Genomic DNA, 26,970 nt, shown 5'->3' with positions numbered 1-26,970 from the left:
GTATAATATTCAATAAAAGTTATTTTTTTCACAAAACTTTTTATTGCGCTTTAATTTTGTTAATTGTTTTTACAATTTACTTGCATATTTATAAATTTCATGATTAAATTGAAATATAAGGATCCCAGAGAGAGAGGTATATCATTATGAAAGAATTACGTGAGACGATCCGAAATGCAAACCTTACAAAAACCCAGAAAATGATCGCGAAATATATCCTCGACCACTCTGCGGATGCCTGCTTTATGACGTCCACCGAGATCGCGTTAAAGCTCGGAGTCAGCGAATCCTCCGTGATCCGTTTCAGCCGGTCCCTTGGCTACAGCGGGTTCATGGACTTTCAAAAAGCGCTTCGTAAGGATTATCAGGACAAGGTGTTAAGTATTTCCAGCAGCATTACCGTTCCCTCGCAGCGGATCGCCAAAAGGGCCAAATTAAATGACAATGCGGAATACCTGAAGCGCCACCTGAAGAACTCCGCCAAAAATCTGGAATCCATTTTTGTCAACAACACCATCCAGACTTTTGAGGAAGCCGCGGACACGATCATTGGCAGTAAACATAAATATATTGTCTGTTCCAGGGGAAATTCCTGCCTGGGCGATTATTTTCTGCTGTATCTGAAACATATGGTACCCAATGTAGAAATGACCAACGCCTCGCCCATCAGCCCCATCGACCATATCTGCAATATTTCCAAAGACGACTGCCTGATCATCTTCAGTTTCCCGCGGTATTCTTCCATGGATAAACTGACCGCGAAAATGGCGCAGGAGGCAGGAGCCAAGATCATTGTCATTACAGATAAGCCAAGCGCGCTTCTGTCAGAATATGCGTCGGTGCTTTTAACCGCTCCTGTGAACAGCAACAATTTCTTCAATTCCATGGTGGCTCCCCAGTTTGTGGCAGAAGCCTTACTGGACACGATCAGCCACAAGGTCCGGGGAATTGAGAAACGTCTGAAAAAGATCGACCGGTTCATCGAGGAACTGGGCACCTATTAATTTCTAAAACCGTCAAAATGTTTCTAACATTTTGACGGTTTTTTCTAACATGACCGCCTATCCTTTCTTCCCCCTTTTCTTCTATAATATAGAAAACCAATATAGAAAACCAGACGTGCAATAACAGCAACAATATGACAGGAGGAAGAACCCATGAGCATTATCTTTCAAGAATCATCCAGAACATTTCATCTATTTAACGATAAGATCAGCTATATTATGACGGTTCTGCCAAACCGCCAGATGGGCCAGCTGTACTTTGGGAAGCGTATCCACCAGAAAGAAGACTACTCTTATCTTCTGGAGACAGCTCCCCGTCCCATGACGTCCTATCTGTTCGAAAATGACCGGAATTTTTCTCTGGAGCACACAAGGCAGGAATACGGCGTTTATGGTTCCAGCGACTACCGGCAGCCTGCTGTGGAGATCCTGCAGGAAAACGGAAGCCGGATCTGCGATTTCCAATATGAAGGATACCAGATCCATCCCGGAAAGCCGCGCCTTGCAGGGCTTCCCGCCACCTATACCGAAGCTCCCGAAGAAGCCGAAACGCTGACGCTGATCCTGAAGGATCCGGTAACCGGCGTGCGTCTCCATCTGCTCTATACCATCTTTGCAAAGGAAGCAGTCATCACAAGGAGCGCCTGTTTCTTTCACGAAGGAAACGAAACAGTTCATCTGACCAGAGCCATGAGTCTTTGCATGGATCTGCCGGACGACCGCTATGATATGATCCAGTTTTCCGGCGCCTGGGCAAAAGAACGGCACGCAAAAGTCCGCCGCCTGGAAATGGGGATCCAGTCCGTTGGAAGCCTGCGCGGACATTCTTCCCACGAACACAATCCTTTTGTAATCATGAAACGCTCGAACACTGATGAATTTCAGGGCGAAGCCATCGGCTTTTCTCTGGTTTACAGCGGTAATTTCCTGGCGCAGGCAGAAGTAGATACCCATGGAACCACCCGGATGCTCCTTGGCATCCATCCAGACTGGTTTGACTGGAAATTAACCCCCGGCGCCAGCTTTCAGACGCCGGAAGCTGTCATGGTCTATACCGGAAACGGGCTCAATGACTTAAGCCAGACGCTTCATCGGCTGTATCGGAGCCGGCTGGCCAGAGGCTACTGGCGGGACAGAACCCGTCCCATCCTTCTCAACAACTGGGAGGCCACTTATTTTGATTTTACAGAAGACCGGCTGGTAGAGATTGCCGCGAAGGCAAAAGAATGCGGCGTGGAATTATTTGTCCTGGACGACGGGTGGTTCGGCGCCAGACGAAACGACCGCGCAGGTCTTGGCGACTGGGTGGCCGCTCCTTCTCTTTTACCGGAAGGCATCACCGGGATCGCTGAAAAAGTCACAGCCCTTGGCCTCAAATTCGGGCTCTGGTTTGAGCCAGAGATGGTGAATAAGGATTCCGATCTGTACCGCGCCCACCCGGACTGGATCTTGCAGACGCCGGACCGCGCCGTCTCCCACGGCCGCTTCCAGTATGTCCTGGATTTTTCCCGCCCGGAGGTGGTGGACTGCATTTACAAAATGATGGCAAAGATCCTGTCCCATGCAAAGGTCTCTTATGTCAAATGGGATATGAACCGCAGCATCAGCGAATGCTGGAGCGCTGCTCTCCCGGCAGATCAGCAGGGAGAAGTGTTCCACCGCTATATTCTGGGTGTTTATGACCTTTATGAACGCCTGACCAGTGCATTTCCTGAGGTTCTCTTTGAGTCCTGCGCAAGCGGCGGGGCAAGGTTTGACCCGGGTATGCTCTACTACGCGCCCCAGGCATGGACCAGCGACGATACCGACGCGGTAGAACGCCTGAAGATCCAGTACGGTTCTTCCTACGGCTATCCGATTGTCAGCATGGGCAGCCACGTATCCATGTGTCCCAACCATCAGCTGAACCGGAACACGCCGCTTCACACCCGGGCAAATGTAGCGTATTTTGGAACCTTCGGGTATGAACTGGACTTAAACCGGCTGACCCCCGAAGAGCAGGAAGAAGTCAAGAAACAGATCCGTTTCATGAAGGATCACCGGGAGCTGATCCAGTTCGGTGACTTCTACCGGCTGCTAAGCCCGTTTGAGAATAACGAGACCGCCTGGATGGTGGTAAGTCCGGACCGGCGCCAGGCTCTTGTAGGATGGTACCGGGTCCTCAACACTGTCAACGACCGGTTCACCAGGCTGTCACTTACGGGTCTGGATCCGGATCTGTGTTATAAGAATTCCGCGGACGGACGCCTCTACTACGGAGATGAACTGATGAACGCAGGACTTGTGACTTCCGACTCTTCCGCAGGGGAACCAGTTCCCGGCACGGAAATAAGCTGCGACTTTGATTCCAGATTGTATCTTTTGGAAGCAGAATAAAAAAACAGCAGAGGAACCAGAATTTCCTGGTTCTTCTGCTGTTTTTGTAATTGGTTTGAACTATTTATGCCTCGTCAATCGCCTTTCCGATATCGTGACGCATATATTTGTTATCAAACTGCACCCATTCTGTAGCAGCATAGGCGTTGGCTCTCGCCTCTTTCAGATCTTTTCCCTTTGCTGTAATGCCAAGGACACGTCCTCCGCTGGTCACAATCTGATCTCCGTCAAATTTGGTTCCTGCATGGAAGCAGTAGTAACCGTCTGCATCCTTGAATTTCTCCAGGCCGCTGATGGGCAGGCCTTTTTGATAAGATACCGGATACCCCTCGCTTGCCAGCACAACGCAGACCGCAGCATTATCCTCAAACTGCAGATCCACCTGATCCAGCGTACCGTCGATGCAGGCTTCCGCCACTTCGATAAGATCATTTTTCATCCGGGGCAGTACCACCTGTGCTTCCGGGTCTCCGAATCTTGCGTTGTATTCCAGGACTTTGGGGCCGTCTTCTGTCAGCATCAGGCCAAAGAAAATGATGCCCTTAAAGGGTCTTCCCTCTGCCCGCATGGCGTCTACCGTCGCCTGATAAATATGTTTCTGGCAGAACTCATCCACCTCTTTTGTATAGAAGGGGCTGGGAGAAAAGGTTCCCATACCGCCGGTATTCAGTCCCGTATCTCCGTCGCCGGCCCGCTTATGGTCCTGCGCGGAGGTCATGGTCTTGATGGCCTTTCCATCTACAAAAGAAAGGACAGAAACTTCACGGCCGGTCATAAACTCTTCAATGACCATCTCATTTCCGGCATCTCCGAACTTCTTATCTTCCATGATCGTCTTTACGCCTTCTTTTGCCTCTTCCAGCGTGTTACAGATCAGCACGCCTTTTCCAAGGGCAAGGCCGTCTGCCTTCAATACAATAGGCATCTTTGCTGTTTCCAGATAGGCAAGCGCTTTTTCCGGATCTGTGAAATTCTCATAAGCCGCTGTCGGGATGTGATACTTCTTCATCAGATCTTTGGAAAATGCCTTGGATCCCTCCAGGATCGCCGCCGCCTTATTGGGGCCGAAGGTGCGGATCCCCGCTTCTTCCAGACAGTCCACCAGACCGCCTACCAGCGGGTCGTCCATTCCTACGATCACAAGATCCACTTCTTTTTCCTTTGCAAATACCACGATTTTTTCAAATTCCATGGCGCCGATGGGCTCACACTGAGCGTACTCTGCAATCCCCGCATTTCCAGGCAGGCAGTAGATCTTGTCCACTTTATCGCTCTTTGCCGCGCTGTAAGCGATCGCATGCTCTCTTCCGCCGCTTCCCACGATCAACACTTTCATTTTCTTAATCCTCCTCTATGACCTCTGCAATCTTACCGGTCACCCTGACTTTCCCGTCTGCGATCAGCTGGATCGCCCGGGGAAGGATCTTCCACTCCGCTTCTTCCATGACACGGCGCTGCAAGATCTCCGGTGTATCGCCCTTCTTTACTTCCACTGCCTTTTGCAGGATGATCGGTCCGGTATCCGTTCCCTCATCCACAAAATGCACCGTAGCGCCTGCTACTTTGACGCCCCGCTCCAGTTCCGCTTCATGGACCTTCAGCCCATAATACCCGGTCCCGCAAAAAGAAGGGATCAGGGACGGATGGATATTGATGATCCGGTTGGGATACCTGCGGATCATAGCCGGCGGGATCACTACCAGGAATCCGGCCAGCACGATAAGATCCGGCTGAAGCTTCTCCACTTCCTCCAGAAACGCCTCGTTAAACGCTTCTCTGGAAGCAAACTGTTTTGGAGAGATAACGATTCCAGGGATCCCATGGTTTTTTGCCCTCTCCAGGGCATACGCACCTGCGTTGTTACTGATCACGGCACAGATTTTCGTATTCCGGATCCTGCCGTCTTCCACCGCGTCAAGAATCGCCTGCAGATTGGTCCCTCCGCCGGATACCATGACAACTACATTTAACATAATTCGACTCCCTTTTCTCCGCCTTCAATATGGCCGACTACATAGGGCTGATCCCCTGCGGCGCGGATGGCTTCCATTGCCTTATCCACATCTTCAGGGTTCACGGCGATCACCATGCCAAGACCCATATTATATGTATTATACATCATCTGCTCTTCTACATTTCCTTCTTTTGCAATTTTTGCAAAGATCGGCGGGATCGGATAGCTGTCTTTTTCAATCACTGCTTTTACGCCGTCCTTTAACATTCTTGGAATGTTCTCGTAGAACCCGCCTCCGGTAATATGGCTGCAGGCTTTGACGGTCACGCCCGCATTCTTTACGTTTTTCAACGCCTTTACATAGATCCTGGTTGGAGCAAGAAGCGCCTCGCCAAGAGTGGTTCCCAGGTCGTCATAATACATCTCCAGGGACTCTTTTGTCATATCAAACACCTTGCGGACCAGAGAAAATCCATTGCTGTGAACGCCTGTGGACGCCATGCCGATCAGCACGTCTCCGCATGCCAGGTTTTCCCCTGTGATCATGTCTTTCCGGTCGCATACGCCAACGGCAAATCCTGCCAGATCGTATTCGTCTTCCGCCATAAGCCCCGGATGCTCCGCCGTCTCGCCGCCGATCAGGGCCGCCTCAGACTGGAGGCATCCTTCTGCTACGCCTTTGACGATATCCGCGATCTTTTCCGGATAATTCTTCCCGCATGCAATATAGTCTAAGAAAAACAACGGCTCGCCGCCTGCGCAGGCAATATCATTGACACACATTGCCACTGCGTCGATCCCGATGGTATCGTGTTTATCCAGAACCATTGCAAGCTTCACCTTTGTCCCGCATCCGTCTGTTCCGGACAAAAGGACCGGCTCCTCCATTTCTTTAATCTTACTTAAAGAAAATGCTCCCGAAAAACCGCCCAGGCCGCCCAGTACTTCCGGACGCATGGTCTTTTTCACATGCTCCTTCATCAGTTCCACGGAACGATATCCCGCTTCAATATCCACGCCTGCCTTCTTATAATCCATAACCAGTCTCCTTATCTTTTTCTATTTTTCCCAAAATCTTTTTTGACTCTGTCCAAACGTCTATTTCTGGTCCAGATATGCCTGATATCCGATCTCATCAAGCTTTGCAGCCTTTGCCTGCACGGTTTCTTTCATCTCTGTGGTATAATCTTTCAGCTTGTTCAGAAGTTCTTCATCAGAAACAGCCAGGATCTTTGCAGCCAGGATCGCCGCATTCATACCTCCGTCGATCGCTACTGTCGCTACCGGGATTCCCGGCGGCATCTGTACGATGGAAAACAGTGCGTCTTCTCCTGCAAGATTTTTTCCGGACATGGGAACGCCAATGACCGGCATCGGGAACAGCGCTGCGCACATTCCCGGCAGATGAGCCGCCATACCGGCTCCCGCGATGATCACCTTGATCCCTTTTCCTTCTGCTGCCTTCGCCCATTCAAAGAACACATCCGGCTCTCTGTGTGCGGAAATAATCGTCATCTCATACTCAATCCCCAGCTTTTCCAGCATGGATGCGGCTTTGCTCATCACCTTCAGGTCAGAGTCACTGCCCATTACAATTCCTACTTTTGCCATTATTTTCATCCTTTCCTTGTATACTTAAGCAGACAGGAAATGTCCACTTTGTTTCTCCGTTCATCATACATGATTTCTACAGGTTTTTCAACGGTTCATTCAGGATCTCCGTCCCCGGAAGAACAAATCTTCCGTCCAGCAGGATCGGGATCTCTTCCCCCTCTTTTGTCACCACCGTAATACTTTTCAGTTCCTCATAGGGAATGGTAATATCCGTATGACACTGGAAATATGCTTTGGAAACATCTTCCTTTCTCCGGATAGATACCGAATTATCTCTGGCTACAATCTCCTTCCCGTTCGGATTATAGACCGGAACGTCCTCGCTCCAGCTGTAGCAGGTATCGCCTACCGCAAAGTGGGGGCCCATCTTTTCCGCGATCAGGATCGGCATCTTATCTTCCATGTCATATTTCTTTGCCGCCACATAAGCAGTGGTGTTGGTTCCGATGGCAAATTCTCCCAGCGGAAGGGTCTGGTGGTGATACAGGATATGATCCTTGATATACGCCTTGTTCTCCAGATCTCTCGGGAAATTCGCGCACCGATAGTCTGTGATCATACCGTTGGAAAATGTAAGTTCCAGATCTCGGTACTGCAGATCATGGAGATAGACCTTGCTCACGTGAAGCGTTCCATTGGTTCCCTCCAGCACAGGAGAGGTAAATACTTCCCCCACCGGAATATTGACATCCGCCACACAGTTCTCAAAAATCGTCTCTTTCTGCGGATCCTGCAGCCGGTATAACTGTACCTTCAGATCAGTCCGGTTGCCATTTCCGCCCAGAATGTGCACGTATTCTCCCTGGTCCAGCGCGTCGATCATCGTCTGCTGCACCTTTTCATAGACCTTGGCGTCCAGAGTATTGATCCGGATCACTTCCTCAAAGATCTCTTTGTAGTCCGGCCCGATCTCCGGCACCGGATAGGCAATGATGGTAAAGCTTCTCTCATCGCCCCGGATATAGCGGTTCACGATCTGTCCCTGCCGGATGTCAAACTGTCTGGAGAGCTCCTCCTGTTTTTTGTCCAGCTTCAGGGCGTTCTCTTTATGTTCCGGAGAAAACGGCTTTTCTCCAAACATCTCGATCACTGCCGGACCTGCCATAAGAGACGCCAGCTCCTTTTCATGCTCATAGGTGGTCTGGATCACTTCCAGCTTGCGCTCCACAAATTTCTTATCAAAAAACAAGGCCTGGTCATCTTTATGATCATAATCAAACTGTTTGTTGGGAATACCGCCATAGTAACCGGTCTTCAACTGCTGGCGCCTGGTCAGCACGCTTGCGCCGGACCGGCAGAATACCGGTTTCAGCCCCATGGCTTTAAAATTCTGGGCGGCAGCCTTCACCACCCGCTCAAATCCAATCACATACCGGATCTCTACCGTCCCTTTCTTGGACAGATCTTTTCCAGTGTTGACAAATCCGACCCTGTAGCCTTCTGTATACACGTCGGCCATTTTCCGGATCTTTTCCTCATCCAGAGTCAGAAGAAACTTTGCAGTTTCCTTTTCATTTTCCGTGATATATTCCCCGAACCAGTACAGATAGCGAAGATCCTTAAGATCACTTTTGCAGATCAGGTCCGCGGCAAAAGAATGCTCCGGATCAATCTGATCCCGGATGCGGTCTGCCACAAACACGTCACAATAATCACTGGCATACCAGTAAATGGTATCCCGGACAGCGGCCGGTTCCGGCTCCCCCTCTTCCTCAAACTGACAGTAGATCTCCAGGAAGAGTTCCATCAGGATATCCAGATATTCTGTCTTCCCCTCAAATACATAGGGAATAGCGCCCCGAAGTTCGGTATACAAAGCGCTTAACAGCGGGCCGAACTCCTCTCCCAGCATGTCCACCGCATAATCCGGATTTCCAAAGCTTTCCCCATAATTCTCCGGAAGGATGTCTTCATAAAGGCGCCGGTTCCAGGTCTCCAGTTCTTCCAGGCCAAGTTTCCGGTATGTCCCGTCCTCCATCTGTTTCTTTAACTCATCCATCATCAGAAGAAACTCTGCAGTTTCTCTAAAAAACGGAAGAAACCTTTCATTTACACTTTCTTCCTGATAAATCTGCCGGATTCTCTCCACGGCAAGTTCATATCTTTCTTCAATCATCTTACAACAGCCCCCTGATAAATAGTCCTGCAAGTCCGGCAAGGAACACACCGTTCATGGCGATCCCGACCTTGCAGGTGATATAGTTTTTATCTCGTTCTTTCAGCCCCCGGATCCCAAGGACCAGACCGGCCGCCGACAGCGCCACAGTCCCCAGCCCCACCAGGCCGATCAGGATCCCGACTTCCCCTTTTGTCACATAGGAGATCAGGATCATTAAAAATAACAGAATCAATACAACCGTTCCGTAAAAGCATGCATAGATCCCTTTCCGCGCATGCCGAAGAGGCGCCTGCCCGAACTTGGTCCGGACCATCTTCCGGCGCTGCTTCTCTCTTGCCTTTGCAGCGGCCCTGGCTCTATCTTCTTCTGTTTTTAATCTTTTTCTTTTTCTTCTTATGCGAATCATTTCTTCTCCTTATCGCCGCACATATCACAAATACAATGTATCCGGCCAGTCCTCCCAGTGTATTGAGCAAAAGATCATCCACGTCAAAACTTCCGACTTTGGAGATCAGCTGAAACGTCTCCACACAAAGACTTAAGCCGAAACTATAAAATACCGTGGCAGACAGGCTTCTGCGCCTGCTTGCCATCGGTAAGAAAAATCCAAAGGGAATAAAGATGATCACATTTCCAAACAGGTTGGTAAACATGGCAAAAAAGCCTACCTGATCCCGGTATTCCCAAAACCTTTTTATTTCTTTAAAGAGTACGAGATTATAATGATAATCCGTATATACGCCCGTGCGTCCGTACCAGTCAGAAAATATCAGGAAATATATAATAAAAAATACATACAGTACGAACAGGATCTTCCCAAGGGCGCGGATCCTCTTCCTCGTCTTAAGATTCAAAAAAACTGCTTCCTTTCTGTCAGAAAAGCCACTTAAAAAGTGAGTCCCTGTTTCTCTTTCTGGAGCTTTGCCCCGCTGACGATCGCGATCACACCGGCCGCAATGCCCACAACCAGGATAACGATCCCGACTGCGATATTTGCCGCTCCGACTATACTCATTGCTTTATATGCCTTCTCATTCATACATATCCCTCCTGAACCTGAATCTTTCGCCTGCGTCTTCCCCTCGCTTCTTCCGGCCTCTATTTTGCGCCGTACTGTTCATAATATGCGTCAATCGCAGATTTTAATGTATCATCAATCACGATTTTTCCCTGGCATTCCCGGTTATATAAGTATTCCACCACTTCTTCCATGGTAACGATGGCCGCGGTGTCAAAACCATAGAGATCTCTCACCTCGTCCAGAGCGCATTTTTCTCCGCCTTTTCCTACTTCCATCCGGTTTAAAGATACCATCAGGCCCTTGATCTCCACGTCTGCCGCTCCTTTTACCTTTGGAACCGTCTCTTCCATAGATTTTCCGGACGTCGTCACATCCTCGATCATGATCACCCGGTCGCCGTCCTTTAATTTGCTTCCCAGGAAGCTTCCCTTGTCCGCGCCGTGATCCTTCTCCTCCTTGCGGTCAGAACAGTAACGTACTTCCTTCCCGTACAATTCGCTGTAAGCGATGGCAGTTACCACCGCAAGCGGGATTCCCTTGTAAGCCGGCCCGAACAGCACGTCGAAATCATCTCCATAGGTCTCGTGGATCGCCTTTGCATAGTATTCTCCCAGACGCTTCAGCTGGGTTCCTGTCACATAAGCGCCCGCATTCATAAAAAACGGAGATTTTCTCCCGCTCTTCAGCGTAAATTCTCCGAACTTCAGCACGTCGCTTTCTACCATAAATTCAATAAATTCCTGCTTGTAGCTTTCCATATCTAAAACCTCCGTGTAGTTAATCTTTGCTAATGATCCTATTTCATTTAACAATTCTAACATATCAGACAGGGTTTTTCAATTCAGTCTGTTTCCGTAAGAATGAATTACATTTATGCCTGATATCTGGAAATCAGTTCCTCCAGGGATAAATGAAAACTTTTGTTGCTTCCATGTGCCAGGATGGCGCTTCTGATGATTTTCTCTTCCATAACCTTTTCTCCTCATCTTGATGATTTTATAATTTCAGTTCCATCCACGCTCCTGCGTCCCGGAACCCATATCTCTCATACACCGGGCGCCCATGGCAGGATGCATAGAGAATGTATTTTGTAATCTTTCTTTGCTTCCCCTCCCGGATCAACCTTTCCAGAATCTCTGTGGCAATCCCTTTTCCACGGTATCCCGGACTGGTGTACATATTTGCAATATATCCCTGCTTTCCACTCTTGTTCGTGAAAGACGGCGGAAAATCCATAAAAATAATCGCTCCTGTCCCAATGATCCGGTTATCATCTTCCGCCACCCACTGGATCAGAGATCCGTCCGCCATTTTTTCAGAAAAATAGACTTCCAGTTCCTCATCCATCGTTTCTTCCGGCTGCGGTCCCTCATCATGAAGCTGCATCTTGCGGATCCTTGCCAGTTCCGGGATATCTTCGATTGTTGCTTTCCTATAGTGCATATCAGCGGTTCATCTCCTCTATAAAATCCACAGGTTTTACGGTCATCTGTGCCCACGCAGGAAGAAATCCACTCTTGATCCCGTTACGAACTGATGGGATGTTAGACCAGGCAGTACAATAAAACGGCACTTTCCCTCTCTCAAGAACTTCCAAGGCCAGCCTGCTTGTCAGCGCAGAAGCAATTCCCTTATTCCTGTATTCTGGCAGCACATCTATCCCGATCTGCCACATCATATCACAGTCTGCAGAACAGCCCGCCAGACCGATCAACTTTTCCCCGTCATATGCGCCAACTCCGAGGACATCAAATTCCTTTCTGCCCTCAACCAATGCATTGCTCCACTCTGGCCTGTATAAATCTGTAAAATCCTTTTGTGTGAGAATCCGCAACGGATAACTGCAGGGCAACGGTTTCATCCGGTTCAGATCCGGCAGATAATACTCTGCCATAAAGCATACTTTCTGCCCAAACGGTGCAAGGCGTTCGTTCAGCCAATACATGTTAGGCGTCTCAAAACAATGATAAAATTCATATTTATGAATATACTCTTCTGCAATTTCCCGATATTCATCTTTTACAGACGCAACAATATTGTTTCCATATGAGACCAGATCCAGTGCGACCGGTTCATGATAATACTTTCTTGCATCCGGTCCAATCTTAGATTCTACGATCACATGCTCTGTTCTCAGAAAATCATCCGCTTTACAATTGATATCTATCGCAGACTGCTCCATGGCAATCCGCAGGACTTCACGATTTGTCATAACCTCTTTGCCTCCGGTCAGTGCTTTTTAATAGCATACCATTATCCCTTCATTTTCTCAAGGAAACGCTCCCGAATATTTAAACGAACTGCTCTCGTTTCTTCGCGGGAATCATTCCTTTCCGGTCATATAAAAAGCTGCAGGACAGATATCCTGCAGCACTTTTATTTTCAAAATCAGTTACTCTTCTTCCAGTTCTTCCTCGATCTGTCGGATTCCGGCGGTATCCGTCACCGGAAGAGAGAAGATCACGCCGCCGGCCTTGGTCCCGGTTCCGGCCTTCTCCATAATGGCGCGCATAATCTCATTTTTCTGCGATGTCTTTACTACAATGAACACCATTTCTTTTTCCTCCGCAAGAGAGATCCCAAGAAATGTTTTTGCATGTTCCGCGCCGGTCCCTTTTGCATGGATCACAGTCCCTCCGGGAGCATGGGCGCTTCTGGCCGCATCCATGATCATCTCTGTATAACCAGAATTTGCGATGGTAACCAATAATTCATACTCTGTATTTTTCAAAACGCTCTCCTCCTCAATCTCAAGTTTCTGGCCTGCCGTCAGATATTGCAGTACCTTTTTCCCGCCCACACTGCTTAACGGGATCAGAAATGCAATTCCCCGGCCCGGTACATCGATCCGAAGCCTGGTGTACAGGCCTTTTTTCAGCTGTATCCATGTTTTCCGGGTGACCACAGCTACATATACCGCTTTTTCCGCGGCTTCCATGCCCAGATAATCCAGAAGAGAACTACTGGCTGTTCCCCGGCCCAGTGAAGCAAACGTCACCTCGATGTGATATTCCTTAAAAAACTGGAGAAACTTTTCCCGCATTCCCCGGTTGATAATAATCCCCATCAGATAGATATGATTCATACAGTTCCTCCTACAATTCTATGATATCGTCATCCGCCCAGATATCCAGATAGGAAGCCTCCAGCGCTTCCTCGGCTCTGGCATGCGCAAAACGGTACTTGTATACAGCGCCCATGATCTGGATCGTAATGAGCGGCGTCATGGCTACCATAGCCACCACGCCAAAGGCGTCCTGCACGATATTTCCGCCAACAGCCTCACAGGCTCCCATGGCAAAGGGCAGAAGAAAGGTTGCCGTCATCGGCCCCGATGCCACGCCGCCCGAGTCAAATGCAATCGCAGTAAATATCTTTGGGACAAAGAAAGACAGCGCCAGCGCGATCAGATATCCCGGCAGAATGAACCAGAAAATGGAGATTCCTGTCAGCACCCGGATCATGGCAAGTCCAATGGATACGGATACGCCAAGAGACAGGCTAAGTCCCATGGCCTCCCCTGAGATCGCCCCGGACGTGATTTCTTCTACCTGCTCTTTCAACACGTACACCGCAGGCTCCGCTTTTACGATAAAGTAACCGATCACCATACCGATCGGGATCAATACCCAACGGTAGGAAAGTCCCGCGATCATGGCTCCCAGATAATTTCCGGCCGGCATAAACCCTACATTTACGCCTGTCAAAAACAGCACCAGACCCACATAAGTATACACCATTCCGATCACGATCTTTTTCAACGGTCTTCCACGCATTTTCAGAGAAATCATCTGAAATACAGCAAAAAAGAGGATGATCGGCAGGAGTGAAACTGCGATTTCTTCGATATATTTCGGAAGCCCTGCGGCAAAATATCTCCACAACTCTACAGAGTCCCGGATCACCGGGATCTCGGAACCCGCATATCCGGTACTTTCCGGATGATACAAAAGCCCCAGAAGCAGCACCGCCAGGATCGGCCCGATGGAACAAAGAGAAACCAGACCGAAGCTGTCGTCTTCTGCATGTTTATCGCTTCGAACCGCAGCAAAGCCCACGCCCAGAGCCATGATAAATGGAACCGTCATGGGACCGGTGGTCACGCCGCCTGAATCAAAAGCGACAGCCAGAAAGTCATCCTGTACAAAAAATGCCAGTACAAACACCAGGAAATAAAACAGAATCAAAAGGGAACGCAGCGTTTTAGAAAAAAGCATACGAAGCATTGCGATCATCAGAAAGAATCCCACGCCGACAGCCACCGCCAGGATCAGCACGGCGTTTGGAACGGACGGAACCTGCTCTGCAAGCACCTGCAGATCCGGCTCCGATATAGTAATAATAAAGCCTAACAGAAAACACAACAGCAATACGATCCCCAGATTCCGGGAATTGGCGATGCGGGTGCCGATCTTCTCTCCCACCGGCGTCATCGCAAGTTCCGCTCCCAGCGTAAAGAACATCATCCCGATGATCAAAAGCACTGCGCCAAATAGTAAGAGCAGCAGGATACTGGGCGGAATGGGTGCGATCGTAAAGCTTAACAATAACACAATTCCAATCGTAGGAGACACTGCAGTCAGTGCCTCCTTTAATTTTTCAGCAAACCTTGTCTGGTATAACTCCACTGCTAACGGACCCCTCCAATCAATTCACGAACATCTTCTATGCCATATTGTTTCATATAAGCCGCAATTCCATCCACAACATCCGCCGCCGCGGAAGGATTGTGGAAGTTGGCTGTTCCCACCGCCACAGCCGTGGCTCCTGCCAGAAGCATTTCAATGGCGTCTTCTGCTGTGGAAATGCCGCCCATTCCGATGATCGGGATCTTGACCGCCTGCGCCGTCTGATAGACCATCCGCACGGCCACAGGATGCACTGCCGGGCCGGACACTCCGCCGGTCTTATTTGCCAGGGCAAAGGTCCTCCTGTGAATGTCGATCTTCATGCCGGTCAGCGTGTTAATAAGGGAAACCGCATCCGCGCCGCCGGCCTCCGCCGCTCTCGCGATCTCTGTAATATCCGTTACATTAGGCGTCAGCTTCATGATCACGGGCTGTTTTGCGATCTTCTTGATCTGGGCGGTCAGTTTCTCCACATGCTTTGCATCCTGCCCAAAAGCCAGGAAACCTGCATTTACATTGGGACAGGAAATATTGATCTCCATCATATCAATGGGCTCGTCGGCGAGGCGCTCCACCACCGCCAGATACTCTTCCGGCGCATGGCCGCAGACATTGACAATGATCTTCGTATCAAACTGCTTCAGAAACGGGATATCCCGGCGGCAGAAAACATCAATCCCCGGATTCTGCAGGCCGATGGCATTCATCATGCCCCCGTATACTTCCGCAACTCTGGGCGTCGGATTACCGGCCCAGGGAACATTTGCCACCCCCTTGGTGGTTACAGCACCCAGTTGGTTCAAGTCAACAAATTCCGAAAACTCTTCTCCGGATCCGAATGTGCCGGAGGCGACTGTCACGGGATTTTTCCACTCCACTCCCGCTATGTTGATCTTCATATTCATCAGATTTCCACCTCCGAAGCCAGGAATACCGGGCCGTCCTTGCAGACCCTCTTATTATGCACGTTGCTGTGCTCGTCCTTTTCTCTGCTCTTGCAGACGCAGCCCAGGCATGCGCCGATCCCGCAGGCCATCCGCTCTTCCAGAGAAATATAACATTCGATACCATTTTCCTGGGCATACGCCTTGATCGCGCGCAGCATCGGCGTCGGGCCGCAGGCATAGATAATATCAGCGTCCAGCTGATTCTCCCGGACAGCGTCCATCACATTTCCTTTTGTCCCCACACTGCCATCTTCCGTAGAAAGATACAATGCACCGTTTTGCTCAAACTCTTCTTTCAGAAACGTCTGACTGTCCCGGTATCCGACGACGATCATCTTCTGTGCCGGTTCCAGTTCGCCTGCCAGCTCCTTTGCCAGCTCCAGGATTGGAGGAACGCCAATCCCGCCGCCCATCAGCATCGCCCGTTTACCGGCGGCTTTTTCCAGCGGGAATCCATTTCCCAGCGGGCCGACAATCTCGATCTTATCCCCCGCCTGCAAACGGGAAAACTTCTCCGTCCCCGTCTCCGGGCCGGTAACACGGTATACCATTCGCAGCGCTTCCCCGTCCCTGTCAATCTCACAGATGCTGATCGGCCTGGGCAAAAGCTTCGTTCCGTCATCCGTGTACATAGACAAAAACTGCCCCGGCTTCGCCGCATTTGCCGCATCTGTGCGGATCCACATACTAAAAATCCCGTCGGCAAGCATTTCCTGCGAAATCACCAACGCCTGTTCCTTCTTCTTCATGTACGATTTTCTCCTTTCGGGTACACCCTGAAATTCAATTTGGGACACCCTGATTTGCAATTTGGGACGTAGACCTTTTGCATTTGTCTACGTCCTGTTATAACGCGCTGCGGATATCCGCGATCATATCTTCTACCGCTGCGCGGGACGCATCTGCGAAGTTCTCTTCGCCGTATTTTGCATATGTTTCCTGTTTATAGGCTGCTATGATGCCGCGGGAGGAGTTGACGATCGCCCCCAGACCGTCTTCGTTGAAGAAGTGTACCAGGTCCTTGCCTTTTCCGCCCTGGGCGCCGTAGCCCGGCACCAGAATGTAGGCTTTGGGCATGATCTTTCTCAATACTTTTCCCATCTCCGGATAGGTTGCGCCGACAACGGCTCCTACATAGCTGTATTCTTCACCCATCAGGCTCTCGCCCCACTGTGCCACTTTTTCGCCCACCAGTTCATAGAGCGGACGGCCGTCGATGAGCCGGTCCTGAAATTCTCCGCTGGACGGATTGGAGGTTTTTACCAGGACGAAAATGCCTTTTTTCTCTTCTCTGCACACGTCCAGGAAGGGGTTGATGCCGTCGGAGCCAAGATACGGATTGACGGTCACAAAGTCTTCGTCAAACGGCGCGTAGGATCTGCTTCCCACCTGTACTTTTCCGATATGGCCTACTGCGTAGGCTGCGGAAGTGGAGCCGATGTCTCCGCGCTTGATATCGCCGATCACCACCAGGCCTTTTTCCTTACAGTAATCTACGGTCTTCTTAAATGCGGCAAGCCCGGGAAGTCCGAACTGCTCGTACATGGCAATCTGTGGCTTTACCGCCGGGATCAGGTCATAAGTCTTGTCCACGATCTCTTTGTTAAACTGCCAGATTGCCTCTGCCGCTCCTTCCAGTGTCTCTCCAAATTCTGCAAATGCTTTTTTCTGAATGTGCTGCGGCACATAGTTCAGCATGGGGTCCAGCCCCACCACGATCGGCGCTCCTGTCTTTTTAATCTTTGCTGTCAACTGATTGATCACTTTAGTTTCCTCCTGTCAATGCCTGATTTTCGTATACGATTTTGCCGTCCACCAGCGTATATTTGATATCTCCGGTCACTTTCCGTCCGTCAAACGGCGTATTTTTGCCTTTTGATAAAAATGTCGTCTTATCGATCCGGTACTCCCGGTTCGGATCAAATACCACCAGATCCGCCCGTTTCCCTTCGGAAATGCTTCCGCGGTCTGATAATCCCAGGATTTTCGCGGGATTCAGGCTCATTTTTTCCGCCATATCCATGATACTTAAAATCCCCGGTTTTACCAGTTCCGTATAGGTAAGCGCTGCGGAAGTCTCCAGTCCCACGATGCCAAAGGGCGCTTTCTCCATGGGCTGATTCTTTTCTTCCTCGCTGTGAGGCGCATGATCTGTGGAAATCACGTCCATGATGCCTTCTTTGAGACCTTTTTTCAGCGCCTCCACATCCGCTTTGCTTCGAAGCGGGGGATTCATTTTATAATTTCCGTCATTTTCCCTGATATCGTCCGCGCTCAGGGTGAAATGATGCGGGCACACCTCGCCTGTCACCGGCAGTCCTTCTTCTTTGGCCAGCCGGATCATCTCCACGCTGTCCGCAGTAGAACAGTGGCACAGATGCAGCCGCACTCCGGTCTCCTTTGCCAGCAGGATGTCTCTTGCCACAATCACATCTTCTACGGAATTGGTGATTCCCTTCAGTCCCAGGCGCGCCGCGTTTTCGTCCGCGTTCATCACGCCGCCTTCCACCATGGTAATGTCCTCGCAGTGGGCAAATACGGCCAGACCGTTTGCTTTTGCCTCCCGCATGCCCTTCCGGTACAGGGAAGCGTTCATCACGGACTTCCCGTCCTCACTGATCGCGTGGCATCCTTCCCTTGCCATTCCTGCAATGTCAGCCAGCTCTTTTCCTTCCTGCCCTCTGGTCACGGCGCCGATCTGGATCACATGGACCAGGGCGTCCTTCTTTGCTCTGGCGTGTACATCCGCCACCTTTTCCGCCGTGTCGATCACCGGCCTGGTATTGGGCATGGCACAGACAGTAGTGACGCCGCCACGGGCAGCCGCCCTTGCGCCGGTTTCCAGGGTTTCCTTGTACTCCAGCCCCGGATCCCGGAAATGTACATGGAGATCGATCAGTCCCGGCATGACATAGCACCCGGAAGCGTCCAGAACCTGCTCCGCCTCTTCCGGAAGACCGGTCCCTATCTTCTGGATCTTTCCATCCCGCACCAGAACATCACACACTTCATCCCGCCCTGTCAGCGGATCGATCACATGGCCGTTTTGGATTAATATCGTCATATTCGCTTTCCTTTCCTGAAACAGTTGTGTTTTTATTTTACCATAGGCAGGCCGAAAAAGAAAAGGTTTAATTCAGAACCCGCAAACCGGCCGGGCTTATTCCACTGCCTGTTTTACTGCCTCTGCAGCCGCCTCCAGCTGATTATCCGCTTCCGGATCCTTTTCATCCGGCTCATATTCCACTTCCAGATCCGGCGTCACTCCTTCTCCGTTGATGCTCCGCCCCTTCGGTGTGAAATATTCCGCAATCGTAAGCTTCACGCTGGTACCGTCTCCCAGGTCGAAAATCTGCTGGACCACACCTTTTCCATAGGTCTGTGTACCGACAATCGTTCCGGCCTCGTGATCCTGAATCGCGCCGGCGTATATCTCGGAAGCACTGGCGCTGTTACCATTTACCAGCACGGCCATGGGCACATCCAGCTGATGGGCGTCGTCCGAAGAATAGGTCTGCCGTTTTCCTTCTTTATCCTCCATATACACGATGGTCCCTTCCGGCAGCACCAGGTCCAGCATATCGCAGACCGTATTCAGGTTTCCGCCCGGATTGTTCCGGAGATCTACCACCAGGCCTTCCATCCCCTGATCCGACAATGCTTCCAGCGCCTCTTCATACTGCCCATAGGTGACCGAATCAAACTCACTGACTGCAAGATACCCGATCTGGTCTTCCAGCATCTCGTATTCTACTGTCTGCGCCTCCACAGTATCACGGACAGCCGTCACCGTCACCTCGTCTGCATCCTCTCCCCGGAGCACCGTCAGTTCGACCTCTGTCCCTTTCTCTCCTTTGATGTAAGTCACCACTTCCGAAAGATCCATCCCTGTCACATCAAGCGTCCCGACTTTCGTCAGGATATCCTCGTCTTTCAGCCCGGCCTTATCTGCAGGCGAATCCTCATAGATCTGGACCAGCGTGATCACACCGCTTTTCAGATCCTGGCTTAACACCGCGCCGATCCCGCTGTATTCTCCTTCTGTGGTCTCATAGAGTTCTTTTGTCTCTTCCTCGTCATAATAGACAGAATACGGATCGTCGAGTCCCTGGACATAGCCCTTGTAGAGTCCTTCCTTCAAGGCATCTTCATCCACTTCCCCCATATATTTTTCGTCGATCAGCTTCTTAAGCGCCTCTACCTTCTCTTCAGAGGATGCATCTTTCGAAAGCCTGACGCCGCAGGATACGATCCCTGCCCCTGATAATACAATGAGGGCGCCAAAAAGCGCCCCCTGTAAAAATGATTTCTTTGATCTCATTTTATTCTTCCTGTTCCAAATAAATTGTCCGGCCACGCTGCCTAGAAATAATTCTGCGGATTGGTCGGCACACCATTTACGTTCACCTGGAAATGGAGATGCGGTCCCGTAGAATTACCGGTGGTTCCCACGCTGGCAATGTTCTGTCCCTTGCTGACAGACTGTCCTGCAGATACAAACATCTGATAGCAGTGCATATAAATCGTCACAAGACCGTTGCCATGGCTGATGGTGATCATATTTCCCGCATTTCCGCTGTATGCCGCAGATACCACGGTACCTCCGGCCGCCGCATAGATTGGGGTTCCCTGCGGAGCCGCAAAGTCCATACCTTTATGGTTGGTACTTGCTCCTGCCAGCGGCTGTTCCCTGTATCCGAAATAACTGGAGATATAAGTGTATCCCGGGCATGGATGGGTAAAGGTGCCATTTCCTGTTACAACAGCAGCTCCTGCATTGCTCGGCTGATATCCACTGGTTGCCTCTGCCTGCTTACGCTGAGCAGCTTCTGCAGCAGCCTGCAGTTCGGAAAGCTTCGCATTCGTCTCATCAAGCTGGCTGCCCAGCTCGCTGATCTCTGCCTCTTTTTCCGCAACCAGAGTAGATACTTCGTCCTGCTTGGCGATCAGAGCATCCTGCATCTCGCCCATCTCTTCATACTCATCGCGGATCTCAGCTTCCTGTTTCTCTACTTTCTTCACTACCGCCTGGAATTCATCCAGCATATCCCGGTCGTACTCGGAAATGGTGTTGATATATTCCGCCTTATTCAGAAAATCGGCAATCGTCTGGGACTCCAGCAGGATCTCGATGAACTGAACATTTCCGTTCTCATACATATATTTGATCCGCTTCTTCATGTCCTCATACTGGTCGTTTTCCTCAACTTTTGCCTGAATCAGTTCTTCTTCCTTGGCAAAAAGCTCTGCTTCCTTTTTCTCGATCTTGCCCTGCATCTCCTCCATGTCAGCGGCGATCGTCTCCAGCTGCGCGGCAAGAGAAGCTTTTTCGCTCTCAGCGGCTTTTTTCTTGCTCTCCAGCTGGGAAGCTTTTTCCTTGGTTTCGTTCAGCTCGGACGCGTCCGCCTGGATCGCAACACCCAGACACATAACAAGCGTCAATACCAGACTAATGATTCGCTTTTTTAACATCATATGTATCCCCCTTATTAATTATACTCTCAGGTGCTTCCGAATGGTAAAGAAACTTCCCACGAAACCAATACCGACTCCCAGCGCAATGCCAATCGGGAGAAGAGTTCTGTAAATGGTCGTTACCGGAAGGAAATCAATGATATTGTTCAGCAGGCTGAACCGGGTCATTACATATGCCACTGCCTTGTCGTACATAAAGTACAGAAGCGCCAGCGGGATCAATGCGCCGATCACGCCGATCAGCAGACCCTCGATCACGAACGGCGCCCGGACGAATCCGTCCTTTGCACCGATATATTTCATGATCGCGATCTCCTCTCTTCTGACGGTAATACCCATGGTGACCGTATTGCTGATCAGGAAAATGGATACCGCAAGAAGGATCGCAATAATCGCAATAGATACATATCCCACCAGACGATTCACGCTTGTCAGAGTCTTTGCCACCACATCAGAGCGGTTGACGTCCCGGACGCCCTCCAGCCCTTCCGCGAATTTTACAACGTCTGACTGCTTGGATACGTCTGCCATATATACTTCATAGTTATCAGAATTTGCCAGCGGATTATCTGTCTGAAAACCTTCCGCCAGTTCTGCGTTATCGCCAAAATACTCTTCCTGGAACTGATCCCATGCATCCTCGGCGCTGACATAATTCACTTCCAGCACGCCGTCTGCATTTTTCAGTTCTTCGCCAATCTCTTCTTTCTGCTCATCTGTCGCGTCCTCTTCAAAGAACACGGTGATCGCTACGCCCTCTTCCGCTTTTTCCACAATATAGTTAAAGTTCACTACAATGGAATAAAACAGACCGAAGAGGAAGATACACGCCGCCATCGTCGCGATGGAAGCAATGGAGAACAACTTATTTCTTCCGATGTTCTTTACCCCTTGTTTCATCGAATACCCTACTGTACTAATTCTCATTATTATACCCACCTTTTTTCTCGTCGTTTACAATAACTCCCTTTTTCATTGTAACAACGCGCTTTTTCATTTCGTTTACGATTTCCTGGTTGTGTGTAACGACCAGCACCGTTGTTCCACGGTTGTTTGCCTCCTCCAGAAGCTTCATGATCTCCCATGAGTTCGTCGGATCCAGGTTACCGGTCGGCTCGTCAGCCAGCAGGATCGCCGGCTCATTTACGATGGCTCTGGCGATAGCAACTCTCTGCTGTTCTCCCCCTGACAGCTCCTTTGGAAATGACTTATATTTCTGCGCAAGGCCTACAAGAGACAGTGCCGCAGGCACTTTTTTCTTAATGACCCTGCTCGGTTTTTCTGTAACTCTCTGTGCAAATGCAATATTTTCATAGATATTGCGGTCCTTCAGAAGACGGAAATCCTGGAATACAACGCCGATACCTCTGCGGTACATCGGGATCTTCCGGTGTTTCAGTCTGCTTAAGTCCTGACCATTGACAATAATCTTGCCGGATGTGGGCTCCAGTTCCTTCAGGATCAGACGGATCAATGTGGATTTTCCAGATCCGCTGTCGCCCACGATAAATACAAATTCACCCTGTTCGATCTTAAGATTAACACCGTTCAGAGCAGCAACCCCTTTTGAGTACTCTTTCGTTACTTCTTTTAATTCAATCATACTTTCCTCCTGGTTATCAATACTCCATCGACTCCATGTACTTCATGTACTTTACGACCATCAGGGCGATCTTAAAAGTGATCGCATCTTCAAACACACGAAGATCAAGCCCCGTACTTTTCTGGAGCTTGTCGAGACGATACACAAGCGTGTTTCTGTGAATGTACAGTTGTCTGGATGTCTCAGATACGTTCAGATTATTCTCAAAGAATTTGTTGATGGTGGTCAACGTCTCCTCATCGAAATCATCCGGCGATTTTCCCTCAAAAATCTCACGTATGAACATCTTACAGAGCGGAATCGGCAGTTGATAGATCAATCGTCCGATCCCCAAAGCACTGAAGGCAATCACGTTTTTCTCCCCTGCAAAGATCTTGCCCACGTCCAGCGCCAGCTTGGCTTCCTTGTATGACTTTGATACCTCTTTGATATCTCCAACGATAGTCCCGTATGCGATCAGAACATCTTCGCCCTCTTCTTCCTTCAGCAGGGAGTAAAGGTTCTGAGCCGTCTTATCCACCTCCGGATAACCGTCCGAAGGCTCCAGCTCTTTCACAACGATAATATTCTTCTCATCTACCGCAGTCACGAAATCCCTGGCTCGTCCGCCGAGCATACCTCTGACATTGTCCAGTGTATTGCTGTCTTTTTCGTGCTTTGTCTCAATAATAAAGATAACACGTCTGACTTCTGTGTCAATATGTAATTTTTTGGCACGGTTATAAATGTCCACCAGAAGCAGGTTATCCAGCAGAAGATTTTTGATAAAATTATCTTTATCAAACCTCTCTTTATAGGCCACCAGAAGATTCTGGATCTGGAATGCAGCGATCTTGCCCACCATGTAGACGTCGTCGCTCTCTCCTCTGGCCATCAGGACATACTCCAGCTGATGTTCATCAAATATCTTAAAGAACTGACACCCCTGTACCACCTGGCTGTCTGCAGGAGATTCTACAAAAGAAACGACTTCTTCTTCATAATCCGCCTGCTCGGCAAATGTACTGGCCAGTGCCTTTCCGTCCGTGTCCATCACGCAGAAATCAATTCGTGTAATCCCTTTCAATCCTTCAATCGTATTTTGAAGTATTTGATTAGATATCATATGTCATCTCCTCCACCAGTTTCAATATACATTTTTCACAACAAAGTTGAAAAACTTGTAGTAAAAATGTATATTACAGAGTTTATCTTAATATATTTTACCAAAAAAATAAAGAGGAAATCACAAAATTTTGTTAATTTCCTCAAGATTATTTTTGTCTGCTCTTTTCAATCTCTCTTTTAAAAATGGATTTTACCAGAAATTGTCCGATCTTTCCTGTCAAAAACCCGTTCCTGCATACCGGAAGGGTCGTCTTGCCAATCCCCAGAAAGATCCGCACATCCAGAAGGTTCTTATTTTTAATAATGAAATCTTCCTGCAGCGGCGCCGAAAGCGCTGCGATGATGCAGTCGATCTCTCCGCCGTTCATGGCGTTGACCAGCATATCGTCCGCCCGGTTCGCGGCCGAGACCTTTGCCAGCCCTATCACCTGTACGCCTTCGTAATACCTTTGCAGATAGTCAAAAAAGCGCTGTCCTTCCTCCTCGGACTCCACCAGGAGATAGACTCTTTTATGATTCTTATGAAGATACCGCAAAAAAAGCTTCAGGAACACCTGATCCTGCGTCTCCTGAAGGATTTTATGCTCCGTGATATCCGCTGCCTCTAAAAGGGTCTTGTCCCCGGCCATTACCAGGTCGAATTTACAGACCTCTTCCTTGATCTCCGGGGATTCCCCCATCTGCATCAGCCCGTCGACGGTCAGCATCTCTACGGTGCTTATGGGCACAAAGTCCATGTAACCGATGGTCTTTCGCAGGGCTTCTTTGGCGGTACAGCTGTCTATATCAATTCCTAAAACATCTATTCTCTGATCCATGCTGTCACCCACTTACATTCTCTTACCAGTTTTTCGATTATAGCAAATGGATATTCCCTTTTCAACCGTTATCACGAATTGTTCATACTTCTTAATATTTTTAATATTTCTGTTATTTTTTCTGCTCCTGTCTGCGCTTTTTTGTCATCAGCCCTCCTATTCTCCCGGTTTCTTTTGAAGACAACGATTTCCAGCCTTCCCGCATTACCTGATCCAATAGTCCCAGTTCCCCGGCGATCTCGTATTTCATTTTCTCCTGTTCGGTCAGATTCTTCCAGTCGACCGGACGGTCTTTTTTTGCTGCCATCGGCATCTGCCCCTTTCTTTTTCCATAAGTATGGACAGATGCCGGTGGATTTATACTTGTATCTGTAAAAAGTACAGATTACTCTGCGTGATGGGCCCCATTTCCCCATTCCTGGTGGTGCCCCTCTCCCCAGTCGTGATGAGCCGTCCCGTCAAAGGAGACCGCGGCCGATCCGGCGCCACAGTCGATCTCTACGGTGCGTCCCGCATGGTTGTCAATTTCCTTGGCAAATCCAAGTCCGGAATACCGGCTGCCTCCACACTTCACCTCGCCGACGCCTACACTGATCGCATAGTCATAATCCGTTTCTGTTCCAGCCAGGGTAAATTCCAGGCTTCCGACGCCCACATCTGCGTCCAGTTCACTGGAAATGCATCCGTTTCCTGTCACGCTTCCTACGCCACAGTCAATATCCGCTGTTGACGCCTGGATATTCTGAAGGCTGGCCTCGCCGGCTCCTGCGTCTACCTTCAGTTCCCCGGCACAGATATCTTCTATATATAAGGTACCGGCATCCAGTTCAAAATCAATGGTTCCCAGGCTCTGCCCCCTGGGGATATAGATGCAGATCTCGCCTTCCTCCCCGCCGGAATTGACGCCCCAGACATCATCGTCTGTATCCAGAGTCAGACAGTCTCCATCCTGATCGATCTTAAGATGCAGTTCCTGATTGATCCTGCTGGTCTCTACCGTCACTTCATCCACATCGCCGGGCAGGATCTTTACCTTGCCGGCATAGACAAACGCCTCAATATTTTCTACTCCGTTATATGTTTCCCGAAGATCCCGGTCAAAATCCTGACCATCCGGATCCTCCTCATCTGCAAATTTGAAAAACCCATGTGTATGGATCCCGATCCCGTCGCCGATCCGCAGACGGATCTGGTCTGTGGTGACTCCAAGCGCAAGAGACGCCATACAGAGCACAAGCCCCAGCCCAGCCAGAGAGCCGCACACGATCCAGAATATCTTCCATCCTTTTTTCATGACCGGTTCACCGCCTTTCTCTCAAAGGGCTTCCGGCAGATCCACACAACCCCTTTCCAGATCGCCGGAAATACCACTGCGCATAATTTGATCGATCCTACCAGCGCGAGCACTCCCAGAACCGACACGATCAGCCCGCTGCCGATCAGCGCAAGGCCGATGGCAAGTTCCGGCACGATGCACCAGATGCCGGCAATGATCAGCGCGATCCCGGCAATAAGAATGGAGGCCGCTGCAAGTACCAGACCCAAAAAGAATCCAAAGACCGCCAGCACGACTCCTAAGGCCGCGCCGAGAATCCCCAGTACTGCCGGAAGGATGACAGGCAGCGCGCACAGACCGATCACAACAATCAGGATGATCTTCCAGGTCCGTCCGCTCCCGGAGAAAAACGTCTGGCCGCCGGCTTGCTGCTCTCCGGCTTGCTGCTCTCCGGCTTGCTGCTCTACCTCTTCTCCTGTCATATCCGCCTTAATCTTTTCCGCCACCTTCTGCGGGCTTTCCAGTTCATCGATCACCTGCTGTTCCTGATCCTCTCCCGCATCGTCAAAGTAGTCATTATAATACTGCATCGCATCTCTTCTCTCCTCTGCCGGAATATCCTGCAGAAGCGATGCCAGTTCTGTCATAAATTCGATCCGGTTCATATTGCCGCACCTCCCTCAAATAGTTCCTGAATTTTTCTGGAATACAGTTTCCACTCCTCATGATACAGATTCAACTGCGCGGTTCCCTTTGGCGTCACCTTATAATACCTGCGGTTCCTCCCGTCAAACTGCCGGTCGTAAACCTCCAGGCATTCGTCCTTCTGAAGCCTTCGAAGGACCGGATACAGGGTGGATTCTGAAACCTCCAGAACTTTCCTTACATCCTGGGTAATCTTGTATCCGTAGGTCCCTTCCTGTTCCCTTGAGACCACCGCCAGTACGATCGCATCCAGAAGCGCCGCTCCGGTGTTAAATACCATACGTTTCACTCCCTTGCTGATTTCTGATACTATACTTATATGT

Annotated in this window: 29 protein-coding genes; 2 read left to right on the top strand and 27 right to left on the bottom strand. The window is 49.8% G+C overall.

What is annotated here, in order from left to right; genetic code table 11:
• Positions 1 to 146: 146 nt before the first annotated feature.
• Together H6A13_RS09550 and H6A13_RS09545 are read left to right on the top strand one after the other, a co-directional pair.
• Positions 147 to 1,004 carry a MurR/RpiR family transcriptional regulator gene (locus tag H6A13_RS09550; protein WP_204909362.1) on the top strand — a complete coding sequence of 286 codons (858 nt, stop codon included), beginning with the start codon at positions 147 to 149 and terminating at the stop codon, positions 1,002 to 1,004.
• A gap of 153 nt (positions 1,005 to 1,157) precedes the next feature.
• Entirely contained in the window at positions 1,158 to 3,380 is a 2,223-nt protein-coding gene (locus tag H6A13_RS09545; protein WP_204909361.1) for an alpha-galactosidase, read from the top strand.
• A gap of 64 nt (positions 3,381 to 3,444) precedes the next feature.
• Here the strand turns inward: H6A13_RS09545 and purD are convergent, their stop codons facing one another.
• From purD to H6A13_RS09410, 27 genes are all read right to left on the bottom strand, one after another.
• Entirely contained in the window at positions 3,445 to 4,716 is a 1,272-nt protein-coding gene (gene purD, locus H6A13_RS09540; RefSeq protein ID WP_204909360.1) for a phosphoribosylamine--glycine ligase, read from the bottom strand.
• 4 nt (positions 4,717 to 4,720) lie between these two features.
• Positions 4,721 to 5,353: a phosphoribosylglycinamide formyltransferase gene (purN, locus tag H6A13_RS09535; protein ID WP_204909359.1), complete on the bottom strand. Its 633-nt coding sequence runs from the start codon at positions 5,351 to 5,353 to the stop codon at positions 4,721 to 4,723.
• Positions 5,347 to 6,372: a phosphoribosylformylglycinamidine cyclo-ligase gene (purM, locus tag H6A13_RS09530; RefSeq protein ID WP_204909358.1), complete on the bottom strand. Its 1,026-nt coding sequence runs from the start codon at positions 6,370 to 6,372 to the stop codon at positions 5,347 to 5,349. The genes purN and purM overlap by 7 nt, the downstream gene beginning before the upstream one ends.
• A 60-nt stretch (positions 6,373 to 6,432) precedes the next feature.
• On the bottom strand, positions 6,433 to 6,945 hold the full coding sequence (purE, locus tag H6A13_RS09525; protein ID WP_204909357.1) for a 5-(carboxyamino)imidazole ribonucleotide mutase: 513 nt from the start codon (positions 6,943 to 6,945) through the stop codon (positions 6,433 to 6,435).
• A 76-nt stretch (positions 6,946 to 7,021) separates the two neighbouring features.
• Positions 7,022 to 9,064 (bottom strand): aminopeptidase, encoded by a 2,043-nt coding sequence (locus tag H6A13_RS09520; protein ID WP_204909356.1) that lies wholly within the window; start codon positions 9,062 to 9,064, stop codon positions 7,022 to 7,024.
• 1 nt (position 9,065) lies between these two features.
• Positions 9,066 to 9,473 (bottom strand): DUF6142 family protein, encoded by a 408-nt coding sequence (locus H6A13_RS09515; protein WP_207751877.1) that lies wholly within the window; start codon positions 9,471 to 9,473, stop codon positions 9,066 to 9,068.
• Positions 9,424 to 9,921 (bottom strand): VanZ family protein, encoded by a 498-nt coding sequence (locus H6A13_RS09510; protein WP_204909355.1) that lies wholly within the window; start codon positions 9,919 to 9,921, stop codon positions 9,424 to 9,426. The genes H6A13_RS09515 and H6A13_RS09510 overlap by 50 nt, the downstream gene beginning before the upstream one ends.
• Positions 9,922 to 9,953: 32 nt before the next feature.
• Positions 9,954 to 10,106: a hypothetical protein gene (locus H6A13_RS09505; protein WP_204909354.1), complete on the bottom strand. Its 153-nt coding sequence runs from the start codon at positions 10,104 to 10,106 to the stop codon at positions 9,954 to 9,956.
• 59 nt (positions 10,107 to 10,165) lie between these two features.
• Positions 10,166 to 10,846, bottom strand: a complete 681-nt coding sequence (gene pyrE, locus H6A13_RS09500; protein ID WP_204909353.1) for an orotate phosphoribosyltransferase — start codon at positions 10,844 to 10,846, stop codon at positions 10,166 to 10,168.
• A gap of 238 nt (positions 10,847 to 11,084) precedes the next feature.
• Positions 11,085 to 11,531, bottom strand: a complete 447-nt coding sequence (locus H6A13_RS09495; RefSeq protein WP_204909352.1) for a GNAT family N-acetyltransferase — start codon at positions 11,529 to 11,531, stop codon at positions 11,085 to 11,087.
• Position 11,532: 1 nt separating this feature from the next.
• The gene (locus H6A13_RS09490) at positions 11,533 to 12,300 is read right to left on the bottom strand and encodes a GNAT family N-acetyltransferase (protein ID WP_204909351.1); all 768 of its coding nucleotides are present in this window, start codon (positions 12,298 to 12,300) and stop codon (positions 11,533 to 11,535) included.
• A gap of 180 nt (positions 12,301 to 12,480) precedes the next feature.
• Positions 12,481 to 13,173: a P-II family nitrogen regulator gene (locus H6A13_RS09485; protein ID WP_204909350.1), complete on the bottom strand. Its 693-nt coding sequence runs from the start codon at positions 13,171 to 13,173 to the stop codon at positions 12,481 to 12,483.
• Positions 13,174 to 13,183: 10 nt separating this feature from the next.
• Complete coding sequence (locus H6A13_RS09480; protein ID WP_204909349.1) at positions 13,184 to 14,716, bottom strand: DUF1538 family protein; 1,533 nt, start codon at positions 14,714 to 14,716, stop codon at positions 13,184 to 13,186.
• 2 nt (positions 14,717 to 14,718) lie between these two features.
• Positions 14,719 to 15,621 (bottom strand): dihydroorotate dehydrogenase, encoded by a 903-nt coding sequence (locus tag H6A13_RS09475; RefSeq protein ID WP_204909348.1) that lies wholly within the window; start codon positions 15,619 to 15,621, stop codon positions 14,719 to 14,721.
• Entirely contained in the window at positions 15,621 to 16,412 is a 792-nt protein-coding gene (locus H6A13_RS09470; RefSeq protein WP_204909347.1) for a dihydroorotate dehydrogenase electron transfer subunit, read from the bottom strand. Before H6A13_RS09470 ends, H6A13_RS09475 begins: the two co-directional genes overlap by 1 nt.
• A gap of 97 nt (positions 16,413 to 16,509) precedes the next feature.
• On the bottom strand, positions 16,510 to 17,427 hold the full coding sequence (gene pyrF, locus H6A13_RS09465; protein WP_204909346.1) for an orotidine-5'-phosphate decarboxylase: 918 nt from the start codon (positions 17,425 to 17,427) through the stop codon (positions 16,510 to 16,512).
• Position 17,428: 1 nt separating this feature from the next.
• Positions 17,429 to 18,727 carry a dihydroorotase gene (locus H6A13_RS09460; protein ID WP_204909345.1) on the bottom strand — a complete coding sequence of 433 codons (1,299 nt, stop codon included), beginning with the start codon at positions 18,725 to 18,727 and terminating at the stop codon, positions 17,429 to 17,431.
• A gap of 96 nt (positions 18,728 to 18,823) precedes the next feature.
• A complete protein-coding gene (locus tag H6A13_RS09455) occupies positions 18,824 to 19,984 on the bottom strand; it encodes a S41 family peptidase (RefSeq protein WP_204909344.1) in 1,161 nt (386 codons plus the stop codon).
• Between the two features lie 41 nt (positions 19,985 to 20,025).
• Entirely contained in the window at positions 20,026 to 21,138 is a 1,113-nt protein-coding gene (locus H6A13_RS09450; RefSeq protein WP_204909343.1) for a murein hydrolase activator EnvC family protein, read from the bottom strand.
• An 18-nt stretch (positions 21,139 to 21,156) separates the two neighbouring features.
• Positions 21,157 to 22,065, bottom strand: coding sequence for a permease-like cell division protein FtsX (gene ftsX, locus H6A13_RS09445; RefSeq protein ID WP_204909342.1), 909 nt, complete (start codon positions 22,063 to 22,065; stop codon positions 21,157 to 21,159).
• On the bottom strand, positions 22,055 to 22,741 hold the full coding sequence (ftsE, locus tag H6A13_RS09440) for a cell division ATP-binding protein FtsE (protein WP_204909341.1): 687 nt from the start codon (positions 22,739 to 22,741) through the stop codon (positions 22,055 to 22,057). Before ftsE ends, ftsX begins: the two co-directional genes overlap by 11 nt.
• Positions 22,742 to 22,757: 16 nt before the next feature.
• Positions 22,758 to 23,846 (bottom strand): PucR family transcriptional regulator, encoded by a 1,089-nt coding sequence (locus H6A13_RS09435; protein WP_204909340.1) that lies wholly within the window; start codon positions 23,844 to 23,846, stop codon positions 22,758 to 22,760.
• Between the two features lie 148 nt (positions 23,847 to 23,994).
• Positions 23,995 to 24,666 (bottom strand): WecB/TagA/CpsF family glycosyltransferase, encoded by a 672-nt coding sequence (locus tag H6A13_RS09430; protein ID WP_204909339.1) that lies wholly within the window; start codon positions 24,664 to 24,666, stop codon positions 23,995 to 23,997.
• A 112-nt stretch (positions 24,667 to 24,778) separates the two neighbouring features.
• Complete coding sequence (locus H6A13_RS09425) at positions 24,779 to 24,973, bottom strand: alpha/beta-type small acid-soluble spore protein (protein ID WP_204909338.1); 195 nt, start codon at positions 24,971 to 24,973, stop codon at positions 24,779 to 24,781.
• Between the two features lie 78 nt (positions 24,974 to 25,051).
• On the bottom strand, positions 25,052 to 25,960 hold the full coding sequence (locus H6A13_RS09420; protein WP_204909337.1) for a DUF4097 family beta strand repeat-containing protein: 909 nt from the start codon (positions 25,958 to 25,960) through the stop codon (positions 25,052 to 25,054).
• The gene (locus tag H6A13_RS09415) at positions 25,957 to 26,607 is read right to left on the bottom strand and encodes a DUF1700 domain-containing protein (RefSeq protein ID WP_204909336.1); all 651 of its coding nucleotides are present in this window, start codon (positions 26,605 to 26,607) and stop codon (positions 25,957 to 25,959) included. The genes H6A13_RS09420 and H6A13_RS09415 overlap by 4 nt, the downstream gene beginning before the upstream one ends.
• Positions 26,604 to 26,927, bottom strand: a complete 324-nt coding sequence (locus H6A13_RS09410; protein ID WP_204909363.1) for a PadR family transcriptional regulator — start codon at positions 26,925 to 26,927, stop codon at positions 26,604 to 26,606. The genes H6A13_RS09415 and H6A13_RS09410 overlap by 4 nt, the downstream gene beginning before the upstream one ends.
• Positions 26,928 to 26,970 lie beyond the last annotated feature (43 nt).

The organism is Mordavella massiliensis, from assembly GCF_016902415.1.
Lineage (GTDB): Bacteria > Bacillota > Clostridia > Lachnospirales > Lachnospiraceae > Merdimonas > Merdimonas faecigallinarum.
Note: the sequence above shows the minus strand (reverse complement) of the source record. Positions and strands in the feature narration are given on the sequence as shown.

Bases quoted from the DNA above. Each gene is read 5' to 3' on its own strand.
- H6A13_RS09495 (WP_204909352.1), bottom strand. From the start codon at position 11,531: ATGCACTATAGGAAAGCAACAATCGAAGATATCCCGGAACTGGCAAGG.
- H6A13_RS09475 (WP_204909348.1), bottom strand. From the start codon at position 15,621: ATGAATATGAAGATCAACATAGCGGGAGTGGAGTGGAAAAATCCCGTG.
- H6A13_RS09450 (WP_204909343.1), bottom strand. From the start codon at position 21,138: ATGATGTTAAAAAAGCGAATCATTAGTCTGGTATTGACGCTTGTTATG.
- H6A13_RS09425 (WP_204909338.1), bottom strand. From the start codon at position 24,973: ATGGCAGCAAAAAAAGACCGTCCGGTCGACTGGAAGAATCTGACCGAA.
- H6A13_RS09410 (WP_204909363.1), bottom strand. From the start codon at position 26,927: ATGGTATTTAACACCGGAGCGGCGCTTCTGGATGCGATCGTACTGGCG.
- purN (WP_204909359.1), bottom strand. From the start codon at position 5,353: ATGTTAAATGTAGTTGTCATGGTATCCGGCGGAGGGACCAATCTGCAG.
- H6A13_RS09520 (WP_204909356.1), bottom strand. From the start codon at position 9,064: ATGATTGAAGAAAGATATGAACTTGCCGTGGAGAGAATCCGGCAGATT.
- ftsX (WP_204909342.1), bottom strand. From the start codon at position 22,065: ATGAGAATTAGTACAGTAGGGTATTCGATGAAACAAGGGGTAAAGAAC.
- purD (WP_204909360.1), bottom strand. From the start codon at position 4,716: ATGAAAGTGTTGATCGTGGGAAGCGGCGGAAGAGAGCATGCGATCGCT.
- H6A13_RS09550 (WP_204909362.1), top strand. From the start codon at position 147: ATGAAAGAATTACGTGAGACGATCCGAAATGCAAACCTTACAAAAACC.
- H6A13_RS09460 (WP_204909345.1), bottom strand. From the start codon at position 18,727: ATGACGATATTAATCCAAAACGGCCATGTGATCGATCCGCTGACAGGG.
- H6A13_RS09515 (WP_207751877.1), bottom strand. From the start codon at position 9,473: ATGATTCGCATAAGAAGAAAAAGAAAAAGATTAAAAACAGAAGAAGAT.
- H6A13_RS09435 (WP_204909340.1), bottom strand. From the start codon at position 23,846: ATGATATCTAATCAAATACTTCAAAATACGATTGAAGGATTGAAAGGG.
- purM (WP_204909358.1), bottom strand. From the start codon at position 6,372: ATGGATTATAAGAAGGCAGGCGTGGATATTGAAGCGGGATATCGTTCC.
- purE (WP_204909357.1), bottom strand. From the start codon at position 6,945: ATGGCAAAAGTAGGAATTGTAATGGGCAGTGACTCTGACCTGAAGGTG.
- H6A13_RS09505 (WP_204909354.1), bottom strand. From the start codon at position 10,106: ATGAATGAGAAGGCATATAAAGCAATGAGTATAGTCGGAGCGGCAAAT.
- pyrE (WP_204909353.1), bottom strand. From the start codon at position 10,846: ATGGAAAGCTACAAGCAGGAATTTATTGAATTTATGGTAGAAAGCGAC.
- H6A13_RS09470 (WP_204909347.1), bottom strand. From the start codon at position 16,412: ATGAAGAAGAAGGAACAGGCGTTGGTGATTTCGCAGGAAATGCTTGCC.
- H6A13_RS09455 (WP_204909344.1), bottom strand. From the start codon at position 19,984: ATGAGATCAAAGAAATCATTTTTACAGGGGGCGCTTTTTGGCGCCCTC.
- H6A13_RS09545 (WP_204909361.1), top strand. From the start codon at position 1,158: ATGAGCATTATCTTTCAAGAATCATCCAGAACATTTCATCTATTTAAC.
- H6A13_RS09490 (WP_204909351.1), bottom strand. From the start codon at position 12,300: ATGACAAATCGTGAAGTCCTGCGGATTGCCATGGAGCAGTCTGCGATA.
- H6A13_RS09430 (WP_204909339.1), bottom strand. From the start codon at position 24,666: ATGGATCAGAGAATAGATGTTTTAGGAATTGATATAGACAGCTGTACC.
- H6A13_RS09485 (WP_204909350.1), bottom strand. From the start codon at position 13,173: ATGAATCATATCTATCTGATGGGGATTATTATCAACCGGGGAATGCGG.
- H6A13_RS09415 (WP_204909336.1), bottom strand. From the start codon at position 26,607: ATGAACCGGATCGAATTTATGACAGAACTGGCATCGCTTCTGCAGGAT.
- H6A13_RS09420 (WP_204909337.1), bottom strand. From the start codon at position 25,960: ATGAAAAAAGGATGGAAGATATTCTGGATCGTGTGCGGCTCTCTGGCT.
- ftsE (WP_204909341.1), bottom strand. From the start codon at position 22,741: ATGATTGAATTAAAAGAAGTAACGAAAGAGTACTCAAAAGGGGTTGCT.